General features: G+C 69.6%; 16 protein-coding genes. 14 read left to right on the plus strand and 2 right to left on the minus strand.

Annotation, left to right across the window (positions count from 1 at the left end):
• Positions 1-8 precede the first annotated feature (8 nt).
• From OHA73_RS17220 to OHA73_RS17265, 10 genes are all read left to right on the plus strand, one after another.
• Positions 9-1,994: an acetyl/propionyl/methylcrotonyl-CoA carboxylase subunit alpha gene (locus tag OHA73_RS17220; protein WP_267070354.1), complete on the plus strand. Its 1,986-nt coding sequence runs from the start codon at positions 9-11 to the stop codon at positions 1,992-1,994.
• A complete protein-coding gene (locus OHA73_RS17225) occupies positions 1,991-2,983 on the plus strand; it encodes a hydroxymethylglutaryl-CoA lyase (protein ID WP_327655480.1) in 993 nt (330 codons plus the stop codon). The genes OHA73_RS17220 and OHA73_RS17225 overlap by 4 nt, the downstream gene beginning before the upstream one ends.
• 7 nt (positions 2,984-2,990) lie before the next feature.
• A complete protein-coding gene (locus OHA73_RS17230; RefSeq protein WP_327655481.1) occupies positions 2,991-4,151 on the plus strand; it encodes an acyl-CoA dehydrogenase family protein in 1,161 nt (386 codons plus the stop codon).
• A 248-nt stretch (positions 4,152-4,399) separates the two neighbouring features.
• Positions 4,400-5,446: an ABC transporter substrate-binding protein gene (locus OHA73_RS17235; RefSeq protein ID WP_267070352.1), complete on the plus strand. Its 1,047-nt coding sequence runs from the start codon at positions 4,400-4,402 to the stop codon at positions 5,444-5,446.
• Positions 5,447-5,450: 4 nt separating this feature from the next.
• Positions 5,451-6,308 (plus strand): siderophore-interacting protein, encoded by an 858-nt coding sequence (locus tag OHA73_RS17240; RefSeq protein WP_266719319.1) that lies wholly within the window; start codon positions 5,451-5,453, stop codon positions 6,306-6,308.
• Positions 6,309-6,491: 183 nt separating this feature from the next.
• Positions 6,492-7,934: a lysine decarboxylase DesA gene (desA, locus tag OHA73_RS17245; protein ID WP_327655482.1), complete on the plus strand. Its 1,443-nt coding sequence runs from the start codon at positions 6,492-6,494 to the stop codon at positions 7,932-7,934.
• Complete coding sequence (locus OHA73_RS17250) at positions 7,918-9,192, plus strand: lysine N(6)-hydroxylase/L-ornithine N(5)-oxygenase family protein (protein ID WP_266719317.1); 1,275 nt, start codon at positions 7,918-7,920, stop codon at positions 9,190-9,192. The genes desA and OHA73_RS17250 overlap by 17 nt, the downstream gene beginning before the upstream one ends.
• Positions 9,189-9,758, plus strand: a complete 570-nt coding sequence (locus tag OHA73_RS17255; RefSeq protein WP_266719315.1) for a GNAT family N-acetyltransferase — start codon at positions 9,189-9,191, stop codon at positions 9,756-9,758. The genes OHA73_RS17250 and OHA73_RS17255 overlap by 4 nt, the downstream gene beginning before the upstream one ends.
• Positions 9,755-11,536 carry an IucA/IucC family protein gene (locus tag OHA73_RS17260; RefSeq protein ID WP_327655483.1) on the plus strand — a complete coding sequence of 594 codons (1,782 nt, stop codon included), beginning with the start codon at positions 9,755-9,757 and terminating at the stop codon, positions 11,534-11,536. Before OHA73_RS17255 ends, OHA73_RS17260 begins: the two co-directional genes overlap by 4 nt.
• A 68-nt stretch (positions 11,537-11,604) precedes the next feature.
• Complete coding sequence (locus OHA73_RS17265) at positions 11,605-12,501, plus strand: DUF4429 domain-containing protein (protein WP_266719312.1); 897 nt, start codon at positions 11,605-11,607, stop codon at positions 12,499-12,501.
• Here OHA73_RS17265 and OHA73_RS17270 read toward each other — a convergent pair.
• Complete coding sequence (locus OHA73_RS17270) at positions 12,498-14,090, minus strand: purple acid phosphatase family protein (protein ID WP_327655484.1); 1,593 nt, start codon at positions 14,088-14,090, stop codon at positions 12,498-12,500. The genes OHA73_RS17265 and OHA73_RS17270 overlap by 4 nt on opposite strands.
• Before the next feature lie 198 nt (positions 14,091-14,288).
• Here OHA73_RS17270 and OHA73_RS17275 point away from each other — a divergent pair, with 198 nt between their 5' ends.
• Both OHA73_RS17275 and glmS read left to right on the plus strand, forming a co-directional pair.
• On the plus strand, positions 14,289-14,546 hold the full coding sequence (locus OHA73_RS17275) for a hypothetical protein (RefSeq protein ID WP_266719308.1): 258 nt from the start codon (positions 14,289-14,291) through the stop codon (positions 14,544-14,546).
• Positions 14,547-14,582: 36 nt separating this feature from the next.
• On the plus strand, positions 14,583-16,400 hold the full coding sequence (gene glmS / locus OHA73_RS17280; protein WP_266719306.1) for a glutamine--fructose-6-phosphate transaminase (isomerizing): 1,818 nt from the start codon (positions 14,583-14,585) through the stop codon (positions 16,398-16,400).
• Positions 16,401-16,658: 258 nt separating this feature from the next.
• Here the strand turns inward: glmS and OHA73_RS17285 are convergent, their stop codons facing one another.
• The gene (locus tag OHA73_RS17285; protein ID WP_266719304.1) at positions 16,659-17,183 is read right to left on the minus strand and encodes a universal stress protein; all 525 of its coding nucleotides are present in this window, start codon (positions 17,181-17,183) and stop codon (positions 16,659-16,661) included.
• Positions 17,184-17,529: 346 nt separating this feature from the next.
• Between OHA73_RS17285 and OHA73_RS17290 the strand changes: the two genes are divergently transcribed.
• On the plus strand, positions 17,530-17,856 hold the full coding sequence (locus OHA73_RS17290; protein ID WP_443063089.1) for a hypothetical protein: 327 nt from the start codon (positions 17,530-17,532) through the stop codon (positions 17,854-17,856).
• Between the two features lie 399 nt (positions 17,857-18,255).
• Complete coding sequence (locus OHA73_RS17295) at positions 18,256-19,464, plus strand: GlxA family transcriptional regulator (RefSeq protein ID WP_266719303.1); 1,209 nt, start codon at positions 18,256-18,258, stop codon at positions 19,462-19,464.
• The last annotated feature ends 62 nt before the right edge of the window (positions 19,465-19,526 follow it).

Genomic DNA, 19,526 nt, shown 5'->3' on the forward strand with positions numbered 1-19,526 from the left:
AGCGAGACGTGTTCGAGACGGTACTTGTGGCCAACCGCGGCGAGATCGCGGTGCGCGTCATCCGTACGCTGCGGGCGCTCGGCATCCGCTCGGTGGCGGTGTTCAGCGACGCCGACGCGGACGCGCGCCATGTGCGCGAGGCGGACGAGGCGGTACGCATCGGGCCGCCGGCGGCCACCGAGAGCTATCTGGTGGCGGAGCGGATCATCGAGGCCGCGGCGGCGACCGGCGCGCAGGCGGTGCACCCGGGCTACGGATTCCTCGCGGAGAACGCGGCGTTCGCGCGGGCCTGTGAGGAGGCCGGCCTGACCTTCATCGGCCCGCCCGCCGAGGCGATCGCCCTGATGGGCGACAAGATCCGCGCCAAGGAGACGGTGAGCGCGGCCGGGGTCCCGGTGGTGCCCGGCGGCCGCGACCCGGAACTGGCAGAGGCGGCAAGGAAATTGGGCGCGCCAGTCCTCCTGAAGCCGAGCGCGGGCGGCGGCGGCAAGGGCATGCGCCTGGTCCGCGATCTGACCACCCTGGAGGAGGAGATCGCATCCGCCCGACGCGAGGCACGGGCCTCCTTCGGGGACGACACGCTCCTCGTGGAGCGCTGGATCGACCGCCCACGGCACATCGAGATCCAGGTCCTGGCGGACGGCCACGGGAACGTGGTGCACCTCGGCGAGCGCGAGTGCTCCCTCCAGCGCCGCCACCAGAAGATCGTCGAGGAGGCACCGTCCGTGCTCCTCGACGAGGCCACGCGCGCGGCGATGGGCGCCGCGGCCGTGGAGGCGGCGCGCTCCTGCGGCTACCGGGGCGCGGGCACGGTGGAGTTCATCGTGCCGGGCGAGGACCCGGCGGCGTACTGCTTCATGGAGATGAACACGCGCCTCCAGGTCGAGCACCCGGTGACCGAGCTGACTGTGTCCATCGGTCCGGCTGCCGCCGGGGAGGGCGTCGACCTCGTGGAGTGGCAGCTGCGGGTGGCGGCGGGCGAGCAACTGCCGTTCGCACAGGACGACATCACGCTCACCGGGCACGCGGTGGAGGCCCGCCTGTGCGCCGAGGACCCGTCCCGCGGCTTCCTCCCCTCCGGCGGCACGGTTCTGGCGCTGCACGAACCCGAGGGTGAAGGCGTACGGGTCGACTCCGGACTCACCGAGGGCACCGAGGTCTCCAGCCTCTACGACCCGATGCTCGCGAAGATCATCGCGTACGGCCCCGACCGGGACACGGCGCTGCGCAGACTGCGGGCCGCGCTCGCGCGCACGGTGACGCTCGGCGTACCGACGAACGCCGGGTATCTGCGCCGCCTGCTCGCCCATCCGGACGTCGTGGCGGGCGAGTTGGACACGGGTCTGGTGGAGCGTGCGACGGACGAGCTGGTTGACGCGGAGGTCCCGGCGGGGATCTACGCGGCGGCGGGCGCACTGCGCCAGGAGCGTCTTGCCCCGGCCACGACCGAGGGCTGGACGGACCCGTTCGACCGGCCCACCGGCTGGCGGCTCGGCGGCGAACCGGCGTGGACCGTGCACCCCTTGAGGGTCTCGGGCCACGACCCGGTCGAGGTCCGGGTGCGCGGCGCCGAGGTCCTGGTCGACGGCGTCCCGACCACCCCCGCCCGCCTCACCGCGACCGCGGGCGACTGGCTGGCGCGCGACGGCGACGCCTGGCACGTGCGGGACCACGACCCGGTGACGGCGAACCTGACGGGGGCGGGCGCCGGCGGCGCGGGCTCCCTGACGGCGCCGATGCCCGGCACGGTGACCGTGGTGAAGGTGACGACGGGCGAGCAGGTAGCAGCGGGACAGAGCCTGTTGGTGGTGGAGGCGATGAAGATGGAACACGTGATCACGTCCCCGCACGCGGGCACGGTGACGGAGCTGGACGTGTCGCCCGGGACGACGGTGGCGATGGACCAGGTGCTGGCCGTCGTCGCCCCGGCGGACGCGGACACCGATACCGGCCCCGCCGTCGGCTCCAACTCCGGCGGGGAGGCCACGCGATGACCCCCACACCCGCGACACCCGCGCTCCCCATGGTCGTCCCCACCCAGGGTCTCCCGGCCCGCGTCCGGATCCACGAGGTGGGGGCGCGCGACGGGCTGCAGAACGAGAAGCGGGCCGTGCCCACCGAGGTGAAGGCGGAGTTCGTCCACCGCCTGGCCCGGTCCGGCCTCACGACCATCGAGGCCACGAGCTTCGTGCACCCCAAGTGGGTCCCCCAACTCGCGGACGCGGAAGACCTGTTCCCGCGGCTCCAAGACCTCGGACCCGGCGTCCACCTCCCCGTCCTCGTGCCGAACGCGCGCGGTCTGGACCGGGCCCTGGCCCTCGGCGCGCACCGGGTTGCCGTGTTCGCCAGCGCCACCGAGTCCTTCGCCAAGGCGAACCTGAACCGCACCGTTGCGGAGTCCCTCGCCGTGTTCGAGCCGGTCGTGGCGGCGGCCAAGGAGCACGGGGCGCACGTCCGCGGCTACCTCTCCATGTGCTTCGGCGACCCGTGGGAGGGCCCGGTCCCGGTCCACCAGGTCGTCTCCGTCGCCAGGGCCCTGAGGGACATGGGCTGCGACGAACTGAGCCTCGGCGACACGATCGGCGTGGCCACACCCGGACACGTACAGACGCTCCTGTCGGAGCTGAACGAGGAGGGCGTGCCGACGAACACGATCGGCGTGCACTTCCACGACACGTACGGCCAGGCGCTCTCCAACACCCTGGCGGCGTTGCAGCACGGCGTGACGACGGTGGACGCCTCCGCGGGCGGCCTCGGCGGCTGCCCGTACGCGAAGAGCGCCACCGGCAATCTCGCCACCGAGGACCTCGTCTGGATGCTGCGCGGTCTCGGCATCGAGACCGGGGTCGACCTCGGCCGTCTCACCGACACCAGCAGGTGGATGGCCGGGCACCTGGGCCGACCCAGCCCGTCCCGCACCGTTCGCGCCCTCGCACCCGAGGCCGACGCCGACGCCAATGCCGATGCCGACCAGGAGCAGTGAGGCAGTCATGGATCACCACCTCTCCCCCGAGCACGAGGAACTCCGCCGCACGGTCGAGGAGTTCGCGCACGAGGTCGTCGCCCCGAAGATCGGCGACCTCTACGAGCGGCACGAGTTCCCCTACGAGATCGTCCGCGAGATGGGCCGCATGGGGCTCTTCGGCCTCCCCTTCCCGGAGGAGTACGGCGGCATGGGCGGCGACTATCTGGCGCTCGGCATCGCGCTTGAGGAGCTGGCGCGCGTCGACTCCTCGGTGGCGATCACGCTGGAGGCCGGGGTCTCGCTCGGTGCGATGCCGATCCACCTCTTCGGCACGGAGGAGCAGAAGCAGGAGTGGCTGCCGAAGCTGTGCAGTGGCGAAGTCCTGGGCGCGTTCGGGCTCACCGAACCCGAGGCGGGCTCGGACGCGGGCGGCACCCGCACCACGGCCGTACGGGACGGGGAGACCGGCGACTGGATCATCAACGGCACGAAGTGCTTCATCACCAACTCCGGTACGGACATCACGGGCCTGGTGACGGTGACGGCGGTGACGGACCGCACAGCGGACGGCCGCCCGGTGATCTCCTCGATCATCGTGCCGTCCGGGACGCCCGGCTTCACGGCCGCGGCGCCGTACTCGAAGGTGGGGTGGAACGCGTCGGACACGCGTGAGCTGCACTTCGACGACGTACGGGTGCCGGCGGCGAATCTGCTGGGCACGGAGGGCCGCGGCTTCGCGCAGTTCCTGCGGATCCTCGACGAGGGGCGCGTGGCGATCTCCGCGCTGGCCACGGGTCTTGCGCAGGGGTGCGTCGACGAGTCGGTGAAGTACGCGAAGGAGCGCCGCGCCTTCGGGCACCACATCGGCAGCTACCAGGCGATCCAGTTCAAGATCGCCGACATGGAGATGAAGGCGCACACCGCGCGGCTTGCGTGGCGGGACGCGGCGTCGCGGCTTGTCTGCGGGGAGCCGTTCAAGAAGGAGGCGGCGCTGGCGAAGCTGTACTCGTCGACGGTCGCGGTGGACAACGCGCGGGAGGCGACGCAGATCCACGGCGGGTACGGGTTCATGAACGAGTACCCGGTCGCCCGGATGTGGCGCGACTCCAAGATCCTGGAGATCGGCGAGGGCACGAGCGAGGTCCAGCGCATGCTGATTGCGCGGGAGCTCGGGCTGACCAAATAGAGCCCCTGCGGCGATTGAGCAGCGGGGTATGGGGCAGAGCCCCAATCTTTCGAACGGCATCCGGGCCTGGGCCGCGGGGCTCCGCCCCGGACCCCGCGCCTCAATCGCCGGCGGGGCTTGATTTGCCCCAACGGCGTCAGGCTCGGGGTGGCCCCCACCCCCTGGACAACCGGGGAACTTAGGTTAACCTACCCTGAGTTTCAGTACCCGCCCGGTCGCCGCCTCGGCACGTCCGAAAGTTGCCCGTCATGCCCAACGCCCGACTGTCCCGCCCCACCCGCCGCGGCATCCTCGCCGCGACCGGCGCCATCGGCCTCGGAGCCGCACTCGCCGCCTGCGGCGACGGCGGCTCCAAAGACGGCGGTTCGAGCTCGGCCGGCTCCGCCAAGAAGTCCGGCCCCTGGTCGTACAAGGACGACCGCGGCAAGACCGTGAAGCTGGACAAGGTCCCGACGAACATCGTCGCCTTCACCGGCATGGGCGCCGCCCTCTACGACTACGGCATCCAGGTCAAGGGCGTCTTCGGCCCGACCACGACGAAGGGCGGCAAGCCCGACGTCCAGGCCGGCGACATGCCTGTCGGCAAGGTCACGGTCATCGGCAACGAGTGGGGCCAGTTCAACATCGAGAAGTACGCGGGGCTCGCCCCCGAGGTGCTGATCACCACGATGTTCGACGGCGCGGGCACCCTCTGGTACGTCCCCGAGGAGTCCGCCAAGAAGATCGCCAAGCTCGCCCCGAGCGTCGGCATCTCCGTCTACGACCGCCAGCTCACGACGCCGCTGGAGCACGTCTACAAGCTGGCCGAGTCGCTCGGCGCCGACCTGAAGGCCGACAAGGTCGTCAAGGCCAAGAAGCGCTTCGAGGACGCCGCCGCCCGGCTGCGCAAGGCGGCGAAGGCCAACCCCGACATCAAGGTGCTGGCGGGCAGCGCGAGCCCCGACATCTTCTACGTCTCGGGCACGAACCTCTCCATCGACCTGGAGTACTTCAAGGCGCTCGGCGTGAACTTCGTGGAGCCCTCGGAGGCCGCGAAGAAGGCGTCCGGCGGCTGGTTCGAGAACCTGAGCTGGGAGAACGTCAACAAGCACAAGGCCGACATCATCATGATGGACGACCGCGCCCAGGCGATTCAGCCCGCCGACATCGACGAGCCGACCTGGAAGAAGCTGCCGGCGGTCAAGGCGGGCCAGGTCATCTCCCGCTCCCCCGAGCCGATCCTGTCCTACGACAAGTGCGCCCCGCTCCTGGAAGACCTCGCGAAGGCCATCGAGACGGCGAAGAAGGTGTCCTGATCCCATGACGGCGACGACCGAAGCCCCTGCTGTAGCCCCTTTCCGATTCTTCGATCTGCAAGTGGTCCGCACCCGGCGGCTCGGTCCGTCGCTGCTCAGGGTCACTTTCACGGGTCCCGACCTCGCCGACTTCCACGGCGGCGGCCGGGACCAGTCCCTCTCCCTCTTCCTGCCGCGGCCCGGCCAGGACGCCCCCGTGATGCCGCCGGTCAACGCCGGCGAGGACGGCCGCGCCTGGCACGCGGCGTACCGGGCGATCCCGGACGGCGAGCGCGCGATCATGCGCTCGTACACGCTGAGCGGCCAGCGCCGCTTCCCCGCGGAGGAAGTCGACATCGACTTCGTGCTGCACGACGACGACCCGTCGACCTCGGGCCCCGCCTGCCGCTGGGCCCGCGCCGCGGCCCCCGGCGACCGCGCCGTCGTGCTCGGCCCGGCGATCGCGGACAACGCCGCCGTGCGCTGCCAGCCCCAGGACGACTTCGACCACATCCTGATGTGGGGCGACGAGACGGCGCTTCCCGCGGCGCTCGGCGTGCTGGCCTGGCTGCCCGAACACGTCTCGGCGCACGTGTACTTGGAGGTTCCGCACCGCGAGGACATCCAGCCGATCATCACGCTCGCGGACGTCACCGTCACCTGGCTCGTCCGCGACGAGGGTGCGCCCTCGGTGGTGGACACCGTGCGCGCGACCCAACTCCCCGACGCCGTAAGCCCGTACGCGTGGCTGTCCGGCGAGTCCGGGACCATGAAGGAGCTGCGCCGGCACCTGGTGCGTGAGCGCGGCTACGACAAGCGTGCGGTGACCTTTGTCGGGTACTGGCGGCGCGGCATGAGCGAGGACGCCCTGCGCGCTGCGTGACACCTCGGGGCCCCACCCCTGACAACAGCGCACATTCCAGCCACACCAGCCATTCCAGCCACATGACAGGGGCGGGGTCGCGAGCCAAAGTTAGGTTAGGCTAACCTAATCGAAGGGTTCGCGATCCCGCCCTTTTTCCTGCCCCACCCGGGAACCACCCCACCCCACCCGGAGGAACCGTTCATGCGCTCGCACCTGCTCAATGACACCACCGCGGAGCTATACCGCAACTCCGTGACCGAAGGAGTCGAGCGGGTGGCGGCCAAACTCGCCACCACCACAAGGCCGTTCACCGGCGTCACCCCGGACGCCCTCTCCCCCACCGTCGACGCCGTCGACCTGGACGAGCCGCTCCAGGACACCATCGCCGCCCTGGACGAGCTGGAGGACGTCTACCTCCGCGACGCCGTCTACTTCCACCACCCCCGCTACCTCGCCCACCTCAACTGCCCGGTCGTCATCCCGGCAGTGCTCGGCGAGGCGATCCTCTCCGCGGTCAACTCCTCGCTCGACACCTGGGACCAGTCCGCGGGCGGCACGCTCATCGAGCGCAAGCTCATCGACTGGACCACCGGGCGGATCGGCCTCGGCCCCGCGGCCGACGGCGTGTTCACCTCCGGCGGCTCGCAGTCCAACCTCCAGGCGCTGCTGCTCGCCCGGGAGGAGGCCAAGTCGCAGGACCTGTCCAAACTCCGCGTCTTCGCCTCCGAGGTCAGCCACTTCAGCGTCAAGAAGTCCGCGACGCTGCTCGGCCTCGACCCGCAGTCCGTCGTCTCGATCCCGGTCGACCGCGAGAAGCGCCTGCAGACCGTGGCCCTCGCCGCCGAGCTGCAGCGCTGCCGCGAGGAGGGCCTCGTCCCCATGGCCGTCGTCGCGACCGCGGGGACGACCGACTTCGGCTCCATCGACCCGCTGCCGGAGATCGCCGAGCTGTGCGCCCAGTACGACACGTGGATGCACGTCGACGCCGCGTACGGCTGCGGGCTGCTCGTGTCGAACAAGAACCGCGACCGGCTCACCGGCATCGAGCGCGCCGACTCGGTCACCGTCGACTACCACAAGTCGTTCTTCCAGCCCGTGAGTTCGAGCGCGATCCTGGTCCGCGACGGAGCCACCCTGCGGCACGCCACGTACCACGCGGAGTACCTCAACCCGCGCCGCACGGTCGCCGAGCGGATCCCCAACCAGGTCGACAAGTCCCTCCAGACCACCCGCCGCTTCGACGCGCTCAAGCTGTGGCTGACGCTGCGCGTCATGGGCGCCAAGGGCATCGGTGGCCTCTTCGACGAGGTGTGCGACCTGGCGTACGAGGGCTGGCAGCTGCTCGCGTCCGACCCGCGCTTCGACGTGGTCGTGGAGCCGAGCCTGTCCACGCTCGTCTACCGCTACATCCCGGCCGATGTCGCCGACCCCGCCGAGATCGACCGCGCCAACCTCTACGCCCGCAAGGCCCTGTTCGCCTCCGGCGACGCCGTCGTCGCGGGCACCAAGGTGGGCGACCGCCAGTACTTGAAGTTCACCCTGCTCAACCCCGAGACGACCCTCGACGACATCTCGGTCGTCCTCGACCTCATCGCCGGCCACGCCGAGCAGTACCTGGGAGACACCCTTGACCGCGCATCCTGACACGTACGACTTCATCGGGATCGGCCTCGGCCCCTTCAACCTGGGTCTGGCCGCGCTCACGGAGCCGATCGACGAGCTGACCGGACTGTTCATCGAGTCCAAGCCGGACTTCGAGTGGCACTCGGGGATGTTCCTCGACGGCGCCCACCTCCAGACCCCGTTCATGTCGGACCTGGTGACGCTCGCCGACCCCACGTCCGAGTACTCCTTCCTCAACTACCTGAAGGAATCGGGGCGGTTGTACTCGTTCTACATCCGCGAGAACTTCTATCCGCTGCGCGTCGAGTACAACAACTACTGCCGCTGGGCCGCCGCCAAGCTGTCCTCGATCCGGTTCTCGACGAGCGTCACCGAGGTGCGCTACGACGACGCGGCCGAGGTCTACGTCGTGGACACCGACAAGGGCGAGACGTTCCGCGCCCGCCACCTGGTCCTGGGCACCGGCACCCCGCCGTACGTCCCCGAGGCCTGCCAGGGTCTCGGCGGCGACGGGGTCGTCCACAACTCCCGCTACCTCCAGCACAAGCAGCAGCTCCAGCAGAAGAAGTCGATCACCCTGGTCGGCAGCGGGCAGTCCGCGGCCGAGATCTACCAGGACCTGCTCAGCGAGATCGACTCGCACGACTACCGGCTCAACTGGGTCACCAGGTCGCCGCGGTTCTTCCCGCTCGAGTACACCAAGCTGACGCTGGAGATGACGTCCCCGGACTACATCGACTACTTCCACAAGCTGCCGGAGGAGACCCGCTACTCGCTGGAGCAGCGGCAGAAGGGCCTGTTCAAGGGCATCGACGGCGAGCTGATCGACGCCATCTTCGACCTGCTGTACCAGAAGGGCCTCGACGGTCCCGTGCCGACGCGCCTGCTCACCAACTCGGCGCTGCGCACGGCGAGTTACGAGGACGGCACGTACACCCTCGGCCTGCACCAGGAGGAGCAGGACAAGGAGTTCGAGCTCGAGACCGAGGGCCTGATCCTCGCCACCGGCTACAAGTACACGACGCCCGCCTTCCTGGAGCCGGTCCGCGACCGCATCCGCTGGGACGGCCAGGGCCGCTACGACGTCGCCCGCAACTACGCGATCGACACCACCGGGCGTGGCATCTTCGTGCAGAACGCGTCCGTGCACACGCACTCGATCACCAGCCCCGACCTGGGGATGGGCGCGTACCGCAACAGTTACATCATCGGCGAGCTGCTCGGATCCGAGTACTACCCCGTCGAGAAGACCATCGCGTTCCAGGAGTTCGCAGCATGAGCACCACAAGCACCACGAACAGCGCCGTAGGGAAACTGTCCCTCCGTCCCGTCGACCCGCAGGCCGACGCCGACCTCCTGCACCGCTGGGTCACCGACCCCAAAGCCGCCTTCTGGCTGATGCAGGACGCCAAGCTCCAGGACGTCGAGCGCGAGTACATGTCCATCGCGGCGCACGAGCACCACGACGCCTTCCTCGGCCTGCACGACGGCGAGCCCGCGTTCCTGATGGAGCGCTACGACCCGCGGTACGTCGAGCTCGTCGGCCTGTACGAGCCCGAGCCCGGCGACATCGGCATGCACTTCCTCACCGCCCCGTCCGACGTCCGCGTCCCCGGCTTCACGCGCGCCGTGATCACCACGGTGATGGAGCACCTCTTCGCCGACGCGTCGGTGAAGCGCGTCGTCGTCGAGCCCGACGTGGGCAACAAGGCGGTGCACGCCCTGAACGAGGCCGTCGGCTTCGTTCCCGAGCGTGAGATCGACAAGCCGGAGAAGAAGGCGCTGCTGAGCTTCTGCACGCGCGAGCAGTTCGAAGCGGCCACGGGAAGGACCACCGGAGCATGAGCATCGCCGACGCCGCCACCCACCTCTCCCCCGAGCGCTGGGCCGAGGCCAACCGCCTCCTCATCCGCAAGGCACTCGCGGAATTCAGCCACGAGCGGCTGCTCAAGCCCGAGATATCGGGGGCCGCCGCCGCCGACCGGTACTTCGTCCTCAGCGACGACGGCCTGACCCGCTACGAGTTCACCGCGCGCCGGCTGCGCCTCGACCACTGGCAGGTGTCCGCCGACTCGATCACCCGCCACCGCGACGGCGCCGAACTCCCGCTGAACGCCCTGCAGTTCTTCATCGAGCTGAAGGACAGCCTGGGCCTGAGCGACTCGACCCTCCCGGTCTACCTGGAGGAGATCTCCTCCACGCTCTCCGGCACCTGCTTCAAACTGACGAAGCCGTACCTGTCCTCCGCCGAACTCGCCGCCACCGGCGACTTCCAGGCGATCGAGACGGGCATGACCGAGGGCCACCCCTGCTTCGTCGCCAACAACGGCCGGCTCGGCTTCGGCGTCCACGAGTACCTCTCGTACGCCCCCGAGACGGCGAGCCCCGTCCGGCTGATCTGGCTGGCGGCGAGCCGCGAGCGCGCGGCCTTCACGGCTGGCATGGGCCTCGACTACGAGTCCTTCCTGCGCGCCGAGTTGGGCGACGAGACGATCGCCCGCTTCGACACGGTCCTGCGCGACCAGGGCCTCGACCCGGCCGACTACCTCCTCATCCCCGCCCACCCGTGGCAGTGGTGGAACAAGCTCTCCGTCACGTTCGCCGCCGAGATCGCGCAGCGGAACCTGGTGTGCCTGGGCGAGGGCGACGACGAGTACCTGGCGCAGCAGTCGATCCGCACGTTCTTCAACAAGAGCGCCCCCGAGAAGCACTACGTGAAGACGGCCCTCTCGGTCATCAACATGGGCTTCATGCGCGGCCTTTCGGCGGCGTACATGGAGGCGACGCCGGCGATCAACGACTGGCTGGCGCACCTCATCGAGAACGACGAGGTACTCAAGGACACCGGCCTGACGATCATCCGCGAGCGCGCGGCCGTCGGCTACCGGCACCTGGAGTACGAGGCCGCCACCGACCGCTACTCGCCGTACCGCAAGATGCTGGCGGCGCTGTGGCGCGAGTCCCCGGTGAACTCGCTCGCGGACGGCGAGCGCCTGGCGACCATGGCGTCCCTCCTCCACGTGGACCGCGAGGGCAAGTCCTTCGCGGGCGCCCTGATCGAGCGCTCGGGCCTCACGCCGCGCGAGTGGCTCAAGCCCTACCTGAAGTCGTACCTGACGCCGCTCCTGCACAGCTTCTACGCCTACGACCTGGTGTACATGCCGCACGGCGAGAACGTCATCCTGGTCCTGGACGAGCAGGGCGTCGTCAAGCGGTCGATCTTCAAGGACATCGCCGAGGAGATCGCGGTGATGGACCCGGACGCGGTCCTGCCGCCCGCCGTGGAGCGCATCAAGGCCGAGGTCCCCGACGACATGAAGCTCCTGTCGATCTTCACGGACGTCTTCGACTGCTTCTTCCGCTTCCTCGCGGCGAACCTCGTCGAGGACGGCGTCGTGGACGAGGAGACGTTCTGGTCGGCGGTCGCGGACTGCGTGCGCGACTACCAGGCGGCGATGCCCCAACTCGCCGAGAAGTTCGAGCAGTTCGACATGTTCGCGCCCAACTTCTCGCTCTCCGCCCTGAACCGTCTCCAGCTGCGCAACAACGAGCAGATGGTCGACCTGGCGGACCCGTCGGGCGCCCTGCAGTTGGTGGGTGACCTGGACAACCCGATCGCGTAAGCGATCCCACGGACCAGGGGCTCGGGAGACGGTCCTCCCGAGCCCCTTTCCCGTACGAGAATGTCGGCATGGCGGAAATCATCCAGCGCGACGGCACTTGGACGTATCTCGGGGACACGCTGCGGCTCGTGCCGGGGCGCGACAAGGCCGTGAGCCCGCTCCGCAAGGCTCTGGGCGAAGTGACCGTGCCGCTGACGGCGCTCGCGGGCGCCTCCTTCGAGCAGGGCAAGAAGTCCGGACGCCTCCGTCTGCGCCTGCGCGACGGCGCGGACCCCCTCCTCCAGGCGACCGGCGGCAAGCTGACCGAGGGCATGGACCCGTACCAGCTCACCGTCGAGTCGGACCGCTACGGCGTCGCCGAGTACTTCGTCGACGAGGTCCGCAACGCGCTGCTCCTGGACGAGGTCCCCACGTCGGCCTGCGACACATACCTCCTGCCGGGTCCCGCCGTGCCACTGTCCGTCTCCGCCGGGGACGGCACGGCGAGCTTCGACGGGGAGCGTGTGCGCCTGGAGTGGAACTGGAAGACGGAGGAGGCCAAGTCCTCCGCGGGCACGCGGGTGCTCGCGCTCGGCGACATCGCGGCGGTCGAGTGGCAGCCGGCGGTGGGCCTGGAGAACGGCTGCCTCCGCTTCACGGTCCGCTCCTCCCCCACAAAGGCGCCACCGAAGTACGACCCCAACTCCATCGAACTGTGGGGCTTCAAGAAGGACCCTCTGATGGCCCTCGTAGCGGCAGCGGTCCAGGCCCGCCTCCCCCACCCGGGCCCTGCGGGCGAACCAGCCACGCCCCCTGCCCTGGAACAGGCCCCACCCGCGGCCCCCGCGGAGGACGAACACGACGCCCTCCTGCGCCGCCTCCGCGAACTGGGCGACCTCCACAACTCCGGAATACTGACGGATGATGAGTTCGCACTGGCGAAGGCGGCAGTCCTGAAACGCCTTTCAGGGCCGTCCGGCGATTAGTGCCGCACCTTGCGCGCCACCACGAACCGGTCGACCTCCGCCCCCGTCTCGGCGAGCCCCCGCACGGTCAGCTTCGCGGTACGCCCCACCGGCGCGGGCTCCACATCCACCCGCAGGAACGAATAGTTGGTGTACCGCACCCGCGACCAGTCGACGGTCACCGCCTTCTTGCCGCCCCCGTCCTGCGTCACATACGAGGCGAACGGGTCGACCTTCTTCTCGTGCCCCTCGTACGTGTCCTCGACCGGGAACTCGTAGAGCCCCTTCCCCGCCGCCCCCGCCGTCACATACACAACCCCGTCCGTCTCCGGGTACGCCGTGCCCCCGATCGGCAGCTCCTTGGTGACCTTGTCGCCCTTCAGCACATCCGTACGCTCGTAGACGTGGTTGTGCCCGTTGATCACAAGGTCGACGGTGTACTTCTCGAACAGCGGCACCCACTCCTTGCGCACACCCCCCTCCGAGGCATGCGCGGTGGCGGTGCAGTACGCGCAGTGGTGGAAGAACACGACGACGAAGTCGATCCCGGACCCGGCGGCCCGGAACTTCTTCAACTGCCGCTCGAACCAAGCCGTTTGAGTCCCACCGGAAATCCCCAGATTCGCCGGAATCTCGTACGAGACATCATTCGCGTCGAGCGAGATCACGGCCGTGTTCCCGTGCACGAAGGAGTACACGCCCGGCAGCTCCTTCGGGTCGGGCCCATTGCCCGGCGGCGCGAACCGGGCCTCCTGGCTCCCGTACCCGTTCGGCGAGTACCACGCCTCCATGTCGTGATTGCCGTACGACACCATCCACGGCACGGACTTGGCGACCGTCTCGGTCTGCGCGAGGAACTGGTCCCAGGTGCGCGCGTCGAACGTGTCCGTCGTCTTGCCCTGCCCGGAGGGATCCGCGTACGCGATGTCGCCCGCGTGCAGGTGGAAGGCCGGCCCCTGCGCGAGGATCAGGCTGTCGTTGGCGAGCGCGTGGTAGCTGACGCCCTGGTCGCCGAAGGCGGTGAACGTGAAGCGCTCCGCACGGGCGGGCGCGGTCGTGAACGTACCGATCGTCCCCGCGAACCTCGGCGACGCCGGGTCGAAGCCCCGGTGCCCGACCCCGTAGTAGTACGTCTTGCCGGGCTTGAGGCGGGTCAGCCTGGCGTGCACGTAGTACTGGGTGTGGTCGGCGCTCGTCCCGACGCCCGCCGGAGTGTAGAGCGCCTTCAGCTCCGCCGGAATCTTCCGCGACAGCTCACCGGCACCGGCCCCGACCCGGATGAACGGGTCCTTCACCGCGACCGGCACCTGCCACGACACGGTCATCTCGGTGCGCGCGTCGTCGCCGTAAGAGAGGTGCCGGCCGAAGGGCGCGACGAGCGCGCCGTCGACGGCCTCGGCGGCCGGTGCGGACGCGGTGGTGGCCGTCGCCGTCCTCTGCGAGGCGCTCGCGGCCCCCGGCACGAAGACACCGCCCGCCACCGCGCCCAGGGTGACGGCCCCGCCGCGGATCATCGTGCGCCGCGAGAACCGGCTGCGCAGATACTCGTGCTGCTCGGCGAGGGGCCGGTCGGCGAGCTCGGCGGGTACGCCCATACGTGGAATGTCCATGCCCGGAAAGATGCTTGAGGCATCTATCCGCCAGGGGTACGCAGGGTGAACGCGGTCATAAATAGCCCCGCCGGCGATTGAGGCGCGGGGCCCGGGGCAGAGCCCCGCGACCGCAACCACGGCCACCCGAGCGAAACATCTGCCCGATATCGGGCAGGATTCTTGCGAAACCCACCCGGAACCCCGAGGATCGGCTGCGTGCACGAGGAACTCGTCGATCACCTGACGCGCAGCAGCGCCCTGAGCCGGGGCGAAGCGCTGCGGGTGATCCAGGACGTGCTCGCCTACTTCGACGAGTCGACGGAGGACTACGTCCGCCGCCGGCACCGCGAACTCCAGGGTCAGGGCCTGGTGAACGCGGAGATCTTCGAACAGATCACGGCGGACCTGCGGTACCGGGCGGTGGCGCCGCCGGAGCTCTCGCTCCGGCAATTGCGCCGCATCGTCTACGGCTGACCGCGGACCCACTACCCGAGGGGATCAACACCACACATGTGCGGAATCGTCGGTTACATCGGCAAGCGTGACGTCGCGCCGCTCCTTCTCGAAGGACTGCAGCGCCTGGAGTACCGGGGTTACGACTCCGCGGGCGTCGTCATCACCAGCCCCAAGGCCACCGGCCTGAAGATGGTCAAGGCCAAGGGCCGCGTGCGCGACCTGGAGGCGAAGGTCCCGGCCCGCTTCAAGGGCACCACCGGCATCGCCCACACCCGCTGGGCCACGCACGGCGCCCCGTCCGACGAGAACGCGCACCCGCACATGTCGTCCGACGACAAGGTCGCGGTCGTCCACAACGGCATCATCGACAACGCCTCCGAGCTGCGCGCGAAGCTGACCGCCGAGGGCATCGAGTTCCGCTCCGAGACGGACACCGAGGTCCTCACCCACCTCATCGCCCGCTCCCAGCAGACCGACCTCGAGGACAAGGTCCGCGAGGCGCTGCACCTGGTCGAGGGCACGTACGGCATCGCGGTCGTGCACGCCGACTTCCCGGACCGCATCGTCGTGGCCCGCAACGGCTCGCCGGTCGTCCTCGGCATCGGCGACAAGGAGATGTTCGTCGCCTCGGACATCGCCGCGCTGATCACCCACACCCGCCAGATCGTCACGCTCGACGACGGCGAGATGGCCACGCTCAAGGCCGACGACTTCCGCACGTACACGACGGCCGGCACCCTCACCGCCAACGAGCCGACCACCGTGGACCTCGAGGCCGCCTCCTTCGACATGGGCGACCACGACACGTACATGCACAAGGAGATCTCCGAGCAGGCCGACGCCGTGGACCGCGTGCTGCGCGGCCGCATCGACGACCGGTTCTCCACGGTGCACCTCGGCGGCCTCAACCTGGACGCCCGCGAGGCCCGCACGGTCCGCCGCGTGAAGATCCTCGGCTGCGGCACCTCGTACCACGCGGGTCTGATCGGCGCCCAGATGATCGAGGAGCTGGCCCGCATCCCCGCGGACGCCGAGCCGGCCTCCGAGTTCCGCTACCGCAACCCGGTCGTGGACCCCGACACCCTCTACATCGCGGTCTCCCAGTCCGGCGAGACGTACGACGTCCTCGCGGCGGTCCAGGAGCTGAAGCGCAAGGGCGCCCGCGTCTTCGGCGTCGTGAACGTCGTCGGCTCGGCCATCGCCCGTGAGTCGGACGCGGGCGTCTACGTCCACGCGGGCCCCGAGGTCTGCGTCGTCTCGACCAAGTGCTTCACGAACACGACGGTCGCCTTCGCCCTCCTGGCCCTGCACCTGGGCCGCATCCGCGACCTCTCGGTCGCCGACGGCAAGCGCATCATCGAGGGCCTGCGCAAGCTCCCGGCCCAGATCACCGCGATCCTCGACCAGGAAGCGGAGATCAAGAAGATCGCCGAGGAGTACGCGGACGCCCGCTCGATGATGTTCATCGGCCGCGTGAGGGGCTACCCGGTGGCCCGCGAGGCGTCCCTGAAGCTCAAGGAGGTCTCGTACATCCACGCCGAGGCCTACCCGGCCTCCGAGCTGAAGCACGGCCCGCTGGCGCTGATCGAGCCGGCGCTGCCGACGGTGGCGATCGTCCCGGACGACGACCTGCTCGAAAAGAACCGCGCCGCGATGGAGGAGATCAAGGCCCGCTCCGGCCGCATCCTGGCGGTCGCCCACCAGGAGCAGGAGAAGGCCGACCGCACGATCGTCGTCCCGAAGAACGAGGACGAGCTGGACCCCATCCTCATGGGCATCCCGCTCCAACTCCTCGCCTACCACACGGCCTTGGCCCTCGGCCGCGACATCGACAAGCCCCGCAACCTGGCGAAGTCGGTCACGGTCGAATAGGCCCTCGCGCCACACAAACGGGTCCCGTACGCGCCACCAAGCGCACGGGACCCGTTTTCGTGAGGGCCGGAGCCGCCCATTGCCCCGACCCTTGGCCGTCGACCGGCGGCCGTCACCCGCCGGCCTCCGGCCCGCCCACGTTCTTCCAGCGACCCGTATTTACCCTTCACAAGGGCACAAAGCACCTCTACGCGGGAGTAGATTTATCCAACGGCGCAAATTCAACTACCGGGCCAACTCCCGCTTCCCCACAGGGACTTAAGGGATCACAATGACCGGCCGCTGCGCGCGCCGCGCAAGCCGCCCGGCGACCGAGCCGAAGATCCGCCCGACGAGCCCGTGGGTCGAGCCCACGACGATCGCGTCGGCCGAGTACTCGTGCCCGACCTCCTCCAGCTCGTGGCAGATGTCGCCACCGCGCTCGACGAGGATCCAGGGCACCTCGGACAGATACTCCGCACAGGCGAGCTCGAGCCCGAGGACCTCCGTCCGGTGGTCCGGCACGTCCACGAACACCGGCGGCTCACAGCCCGCCCACACCGTGGTGGGCAGCCGGTTGGCCACATGGACGATGACCAGCCCCGAGCCCGAACGGTGGGCCATGCCGATCGCGTACGCGAGTGCCCGCTCGCTCGATGTGGAGCCGTCGAAGCCGACGACGACCCCGTGCTTGAACGCGGGATCACAGGCTTGACGTGTCTCTTCCGCCGCTCGGGGCGTCGCCGTGGGATCGGCGACCTGCCGCTTGCGGTCCGCGGGTTCAGGGATTTCGTGACCGGCCATGAGTGTCTCGGCGTGTACCTCGTGGGCCTCTAATGAGGGGACGACAACTGATCGGCGGAGCCGTGTCCGGGAATCATCTTCCCAACCCCATACCCCCAAGGGTACGGCGACACTCCTCCTCTGCCCAGACTCTGCTCTCCGGGCCCAGAGCCGCACCTTCGTTCACCGATGGCCCCGCTCCGCCGCGTTCAGGGGAGCATGCACGAGGGTCGGCCGTATGGCAATGGTTGCTGCCCCGTACAGGCGGATTGCGCGCCCAACTGGGCGTCTGTCATCCCACGACGAAGTGACCCGGGCCGGTCGGCGGCGTTGAACTCGCGTACCGAAAGACACAGGGGAGCGCTCAGTGCCCGGACCGACCATCGCCCAGCGAACCAGCGCCGCGGCCCATCCCGACGCACCCCTGCCCGCGCGCTGGGCCGCGTTCAGCTGCGTCCTGGTGCCGCCGCTCGTACTCGTCTGGTACGGCTCCTCCGGCGCGGGCGCCGCCGGCGCCGCCCTGGGGCTCGCGGCGATCACCACGGCGTGCCGGTTACTCCTTCGACAGTCGGAGCGCGGGGCTGCACAGTTGCACAGTGAACAATGCCGGGCGCATCGTGGTCGGCACGGCGGGAGCGGGTCGGACGCGCGGGACGGCGAGCGCCGGACCGAGCGGGATACGCCCGTTGGCTGACCGGTTTCAACGCGGCGCTCCGATAATTTTCAGCCAACTTGGGCCAGCGGGCCACCCCTTGCGTTTCGCCTCCTCCAACCCCCGTTCCACCAGGGCAGAAACAGCGATAAAAAGCGCTTCCACCCTACGGGGACCGGCCACGGAGTTGAGGCCCACTTCCCAGCAACGCCCTTGAGTGCAACGCTTCGTGATCGAATGCTTCACGCCAAGTTGCCTTGTCGACAATCTGTCAGGTTCTTAACTGGTCACGACGGCACCATGGGACGCAGTAGATTCGATCTTGACTGTCTGATCTGAAGGCGGCGGGGGACTTCGTGCATCACCGAGGGGAAACGTGCAGGAGCGAACGACCCGTCAAAATATTGAGGGAGCCGGGATCACCGAGGGGGGCTTAGCAGCATGAGCCACGACGCCACCACCGCGCCGGAGGCGGCGGCTCGCAAGCTGTCGGGGCGCCGTCGACGAGAGATCGTCGCGGTGCTGCTGTTCAGCGGCGGACCCATCTTCGAGAGTTCCATTCCACTCTCCGTGTTCGGCATCGACCGACAGGACGCGGGAGTTCCGCGCTATCGATTGCTCGTGTGCTCCGGCGAAGAGGGACCCCTGAGGACCACGGGGGGACTCGAACTCACCGCGCCGCACGGACTCGAGGCGATATCGCGAGCGGGCACGGTGGTCGTGCCCGCCTGGCGGTCCATCACTTCTCCGCCACCGGAGGAGGCGTTGGACGCCTTGCGTCGCGCCCACGAAGAGGGCGCGCGCATCGTCGGCCTGTGCACGGGAGCCTTCGTGCTCGCCGCGGCAGGCCTGCTGGACGGCCGTCCGGCGACCACGCATTGGATGTACGCGCCGACGCTCGCCAAGCGCTATCCGTCGGTCCATGTGGACCCGCGCGAGCTCTTCGTGGACGACGGCGACGTACTGACGAGCGCCGGCACCGCGGCCGGTATAGATCTGTGTCTGCACATCGTGCGCACGGACCACGGCAACGAGGCGGCCGGAGCGCTCGCCCGCCGTCTGGTGGTCCCACCGCGCCGCAGCGGCGGCCAGGAGCGCTACCTCGACAGGTCTTTACCCGAGGAGATCGGCGCGGACCCGCTGGCCGAGGTCGTCGCCTGGGCCCTGGAGCACCTCCACGAGCAGTTCGACGTGGAGACGCTCGCCGCCCGCGCCTATATGAGCCGCCGCACCTTCGACCGCCGCTTCCGGTCACTGACGGGGTCCGCCCCGCTCCAGTGGCTGATCACGCAGCGGGTGCTGCAGGCCCAGCGGCTCCTGGAGACGTCCGACTACTCGGTCGACGAGGTGGCGGGCCGCTGCGGCTTCCGCTCCCCCGTCGCGCTGCGCGGGCACTTCCGGCGCCAGCTGGGCTCGTCCCCGGCCGCGTACCGGGCTGCCTACCGGGCGCGCAGGCCACAGCCGAGCGAGAGTCACGGGAAGCCGGAGAAGCCCGACAGGACGGTCGAGCTCGCGGGTGTGCCGGGCGCCGAGGGGACTCCGGTCCCCGCGCAGTCCCGGCGCACGGCAGCCGCGAGCGCACTCGGCCCGCACGCGGCTTCGATGCCGATGGGCCACTCGGGTCTGCCCGGCCCGCGCACGGCTTCGTAGGCCCGCAGGACAGCACCGAGCACAGGAGCTGATGCCCGTCGTCTGCCAGTGGGAAGGTCGGA

Source organism: Streptomyces sp. NBC_00483 (genome assembly GCF_036013745.1).
In the GTDB taxonomy this organism is placed as follows: domain Bacteria; phylum Actinomycetota; class Actinomycetes; order Streptomycetales; family Streptomycetaceae; genus Streptomyces.